Below are 4,791 nucleotides of genomic sequence, written 5' to 3'. Positions count from 1 at the left end.
GAACGGACGCTTCCTTTGTACTTACCCTCGCGGGCTTTCCTCCGGGCTTCGTTCTTCGTTTCCGACTCTATCAGACTCTTTCGTGTCCGATTCCCGGTCGAAGCGGGTTTTGCTTTCCAGTTCTTCGCTTTCGCGTTTCCCTTTCCGGCGAGTCCGACTCTATCAGAAGTTTCGGACCGGTTCTCCCGGCGTTCACAACTGAAAAAGAGCGGAGTGCACCCCTGATGGAATTCAATTCCATGGGAGGGGGGCGGTCAGACTCTAAACCATCGCTGCCGAACTTGTCCAGTTCGAGGCAACCGTTCGACTCTACCCAGCCACCACTCCCGTGTCAACGCCCCCGCGTACGCCGGCGGCCGGGCCCGGCGTCAGCCCAGTACGAACGAGAGCCGGCCCGCCAGTCCGCCCAGCTCGGCGGCTTGTTCAGCGGTCGGGGACCGGCGCCCGGTGCCGATCAGCAGAGCTGCCCGGTCGGAGAACGACGGCGGGAACGGCTCGCCCGCGATCGCCTCCAGCAGCGCGCGCGAGCTGGCGAGGCCCTCCTGCGGCGGCTGGGCGGCGTCCGGGAGGTGCGCGATCAGATCGAGGTGGTGCAGGGTCCACTCCAGGACGTACGCACGGAGATAGTCCGCCGCGGTGAGGACCTCGTCCTTGGTTCCCACCCGCATCGCACGGTCGGCCAGGGCAGCTGCGCGGCCGGCAGCGGACCCCACGTCGTCGAGGTGGAACTTGAGCAGCCACGACTCCCCATAGGCGGCCGCGAGGCGGACGACCAACGCGTCGAGCGGGTCCTGCCCCGTCGGGGCCTCGACGAGGTCCCAGTACGTCACCGCGTCCCGGGTCGGTTCCGCGTCGACAGGGGTGACCAGTGTGATCAGCACGTCCTGGGCGTCGATGACCAGATGGCACACCAGGTCGCGCACGAGCCACCCCGCGCAGCCGGAGGGCCGCGCGAAGTCCTCGTCCGCCAGCTCGGCGACCGCCACCCGCAACGCCGTCCAGGACCGCGAGAAGTCGTCCACGCCCGCAACCTAACAGCGCCCCGCGTTCAGAGCGCGGCTTCCTCACCGGTCGACCCGCCCGGCGACGGCGCCGCGGGGGCGCGCAAGGTGAAGGTGGTGCCGGGTGCCGGGACGGCCGGGCGGGCCGTGAGGGTGCCGCGGTGCCGGTGTGCGATGTCCCGCGCGATGGCGAGCCCGAGGCCGCTGCCGCCGGCGTCGCGGGTGCGGGCCTCGTCGAGACGGGTGAAGCGTTCGAAGACCCGCTCGCATTCGTCGGGGGTGAGGGCGGTGCCGTCGTTGTGGACGGTGACCGTGAACGTACCTCCGTCGTCGGTGACGGCGACGGTGAGGACCACGACGGTGTGCGCGTGCCGTACGGCGTTGTCGAGGAGGTTGCGCAGCAGCCTGTGCAGCTGGAGCCCGTCACCGCGGACCGGCGCCTGCTCCGGGCCCGGGTCGAGGCTGACGGGGTGGCCCAGATCCCGGTACTCCAGGACGAGTTCACGGGTCAGCCCCGCGAGGTCGACCAGCGAGAGTGGAGCCGGCCCATCGGGGCGGGCCAGCAGGAGCAGGTCCTCGGTCAGGCCGTGGATCCGGCGGGTGGCGACGAGGGCTCCCTCCAGGACCTCCGTCGGATCGATGCTGTCGGGGTGCTCCAGTGCGGTTTCGAGTTGGTAGTGCAGGGCGGCCAGGGGGGAGCGCAGTTCATGGGCCGCGTCACCGACGAAGCGGCGCTGGCGCTCGACAGCGTCCTCCAGGCGGTCGAGGGTGGTGTTCGTCGTCCTGGCGAGTGCCCGGATCGGGTCACGGCCTTCCGGGACCGGCACCCGGCGGTCGAGGCTGTCGTCGGTGATCTCGGCGACCTCGCGCCGCATCGCGTCGACCGGGCGCAGTGAACGCCGGGTGGCGGCCCACGCCGTCGTGGCCACCACGAGAGCGGCGCCGGGAACGCCCGCGGCCAGAGGCGCGGTGAGCGCGTCAGAGACGTACTCGGCTACGTACGGCGGTACGAGGACGTAGAGGGTGGACCGACACGAGCCGTCGGGCTCGGTCGGGTGCTCGCATCCGTCCGCCGGGGTGATCACCGGAATGCTGACCACGAAGAGGCTCCGGTGGGAGAGGCCGTGCGCCTCCCCATGCGCGCTCTGCTCCACGGGTACGGGATACCCGCCCGCGCTGCGCAGGCTGCCGTCCGGGAGGTGGAAGCGCGACCGTTCCCTCTCGTCCACTTCGCCGAGCCGCACGGTATGGGTGTGGGGATTGCCCACGGCCCGGTGTCCGGGCGGGTCCGGGGGCGACGGCGGAAGCAGCGACGTGAGGCCCGCCAGGTACGTGGCCCCTCCCGACCCGGTGATGACGCGGCCGTCCCGGTCGATCTGTACGAACGGCCCGTCGCCCAGGGCGGGCGGGCCGTCCTTCCAACCCCGGGCCGCCTGGGCCGCCAACCGCAGCGAGAGCTCCAGCGCACGCTGGTCGGTCTCGTCGTACACCGCGTCATAGAGGTACCGCTGGAACGACCAGGCGCCAATGCCGAAGAGGACCAGGGCGGCAAGCCCGGCCACGAGCGCGGTACGCAGTGGGGTGGACAGCCGGCGCAAGAGGCGCACCGGATTCGACATCCGCGTGCGGTGCGGGTCAGCCGGCACGGCGTTCCTGACGGGTGTCGAGGCGGTAGCCGCAGCTGCGGACGGTCTCGATGGTGTGCGTCCCGAAGGGGGCGTCCACCTTCTTGCGCAGCGCGGAGACGTACACCTCCACGATGGCGGTACCGCCCGTGTAGGCCGGGTCCCACACCTCGTCGAGGATCGCCTCCTTCGACACCGGCTGGTCCGGTGTGTGCATCAAGCAGGCGAGGATCGCGAACTCCTTCGGCGTGAGGGCGAGTTCGGAGTCCCCGCGGCCCGCCCGTCGAGCGGCGAGGTCGACCCACAGGTCTCCCGCGCGCAGGACGGACCGGTCGTCGGTACCGCCCGCGCCGCCCCGGCGCAGCAGGGCACGGAGCCGGGCGAGGAGGACGACCGAGGAGAACGGCTTGACCAGGTAGTCGTCGGCACCGGTGTCCAACCCCTCGGCCTCGTCGTGGGCGCCGTCCTTCGCGGTGAGCATCAGCACGGGCGTGTCCACGCCCACGGCGCGCAGGGCGGCGCAGATCCGGTAGCCGTTCAGGCCGGGGAGCATGAGGTCGAGCACGATCACCGCGTGGTCGCCGGTGAGGGCGCGTTCCAGCCCCGCCCTCCCGTCGGCCACGAGCTCGACGCGGTACCCCTCCGCGGTCAGGCCGCGGCGCAGCGCGGGGCCGAGCTGGGGATCGTCCTCGACGACCAGGATCTCTTTCATGCACCCAAGACTTGCATGCGCTTTGTCCTGATTCCTGAAGGTGATCTTTAGGATCTTCAGGACATCTTTGGGCTGACTCCCGCACTCTGCTGGCCGGTCGCACGACCGACCCCCCGATCCGTCAGCAGACCAGGAGAACGCCCTCCCATGCTCCGCACACCCCGCCGTCCCCTCCCCTCCGACGCCCCGCCCCGCAGCCGCCGGACCGGCCGGCGCCGCGCCGCGGCCGCGGCCCTCGGCCTGGTGGTGAGCGGCGCGCTCCTCACCGGTTGCGGCCAGGGGCGCACCACCCCGGCCGAGGCGCGCGGCGGCGCCGCGGCGGACGGCAGCACGCCGGCGGTGGACTGCCGCAAGGAGAAGTGCATCGCGCTGACCTTCGACGCCGGCCCCGGCCCGCACACCGCCCAACTCCTGGACATCCTCAAGGAGAAGAAGGTCCACGCCACCTTCTTCCTCCTCGGCAAGAACCACGTCGTACCGCACCCCGATCTGGTCCGCCGAGAAGCCGCCGAGGGCCATGAGATCGGGAACCACACCTGGAGCCACGAGCGCCTGGACGAGCTGTCCACCGAACAGATACGGGACGAACTCGGCCGCACCCAGGAGGCGATCAAGAACGTCACCGGCAAGGCCCCCACGTTGATGCGCCCGCCCCAGGGCCGCACGAACGACAAGGTGCACGCGGTCACCCGGTCCCTCGGCCTGTCGGAAGTCCTGTGGAACGCCACCGCGAGCGACTACGCCACGACGGACACGAGGCTCATCGGCGACCGGATACTCAAGCAGGCCACCCGGGACGGCATCATCCTGCTCCACGACATCTACGACGGCACGGTCCCCGCGGTGCCCAGGATCATCGACGAACTCCGCTCCCGCGGCTTCGTCTTCGTCACCGTCCCCCAGCTCCTGGCCCCCGCCGCTCCCCAACCGGGCGCCGTCTACCACCCCTGACCCACGCGAACCGCGCGCGGGCCACGGCTGCGAGGCTGTGCCCATGGATGTGGGAGCGCTCGACGCGGATGACTACGAGTCGGTGCACCGCGCGAGCCGAAGTCTGACGGCGCTGTACGGGACGCTGACGCTCAACGCCGCGTTGGAGGCGTGGGAGGCGTGGGTGCAGGACGCCGAGGACGGGTTCGACCCCGAACTCGTCTGGGAGTACGAGGACGAGCTCCGCTGCCGGCGCTGGCTCGCGGCGGCCTGGCCCGTACTCACCGAGCGCGTCCGGGCCGCACGACAAGCGGAGCTGGACGCGCTGGACGCCCGCTACCGGCTGGCCACCGTGCCTCTGCCCGGCCAGCCGGACGATGCGCGCTGGCATTCCCGCCGACCGCGGCAGTAGGACGCAGCGGTTTTGGCCCGGAACGCAGAAAAGCCCCGCACCATAAGGTGCGGGGCTTTCCCGGAAAAATTGTTCGGCGGCGTCCTACTCTCCCACAGGGTCCCCCCTGCA

At 71.0% G+C, this 4,791-nt stretch carries 5 protein-coding genes; 2 read left to right on the top strand and 3 right to left on the bottom strand.

Annotated elements, in window-relative coordinates:
* Nucleotides 1–368: 368 nt before the first annotated feature.
* Genes ACIBEA_RS44155 through ACIBEA_RS44145 form a run of 3 tightly spaced genes read right to left on the bottom strand, consistent with a single transcriptional unit; the run spans nucleotide 369 to nucleotide 3,338 of the window.
* Nucleotides 369–1,022, bottom strand: a complete 654-nt coding sequence (locus ACIBEA_RS44155; protein ID WP_399270158.1) for a maleylpyruvate isomerase N-terminal domain-containing protein — start codon at nucleotides 1,020–1,022, stop codon at nucleotides 369–371.
* Between the two features lie 26 nt (nucleotides 1,023–1,048).
* The gene (locus tag ACIBEA_RS44150) at nucleotides 1,049–2,620 is read right to left on the bottom strand and encodes a sensor histidine kinase (protein WP_399270156.1); all 1,572 of its coding nucleotides are present in this window, start codon (nucleotides 2,618–2,620) and stop codon (nucleotides 1,049–1,051) included.
* 16 nt (nucleotides 2,621–2,636) lie between these two features.
* Nucleotides 2,637–3,338, bottom strand: coding sequence for a response regulator transcription factor (locus ACIBEA_RS44145; RefSeq protein ID WP_399270154.1), 702 nt, complete (start codon nucleotides 3,336–3,338; stop codon nucleotides 2,637–2,639).
* A 147-nt stretch (nucleotides 3,339–3,485) separates the two neighbouring features.
* Here ACIBEA_RS44145 and ACIBEA_RS44140 point away from each other — a divergent pair, with 147 nt between their 5' ends.
* The gene (locus ACIBEA_RS44140) at nucleotides 3,486–4,289 is read left to right on the top strand and encodes a polysaccharide deacetylase family protein (RefSeq protein ID WP_399270152.1); all 804 of its coding nucleotides are present in this window, start codon (nucleotides 3,486–3,488) and stop codon (nucleotides 4,287–4,289) included.
* A gap of 43 nt (nucleotides 4,290–4,332) precedes the next feature.
* Nucleotides 4,333–4,680 (top strand): hypothetical protein, encoded by a 348-nt coding sequence (locus ACIBEA_RS44135; protein ID WP_399270150.1) that lies wholly within the window; start codon nucleotides 4,333–4,335, stop codon nucleotides 4,678–4,680.
* Nucleotides 4,681–4,791 lie beyond the last annotated feature (111 nt).

The sequence above is a fragment of the Streptomyces sp. NPDC051555 genome, from assembly GCF_044454405.1.
GTDB lineage: Bacteria > Actinomycetota > Actinomycetes > Streptomycetales > Streptomycetaceae > Streptomyces.
The sequence above is the reverse complement of the archived record's forward strand: the minus strand, read 5'-3'. Positions and strand labels throughout refer to the sequence as shown.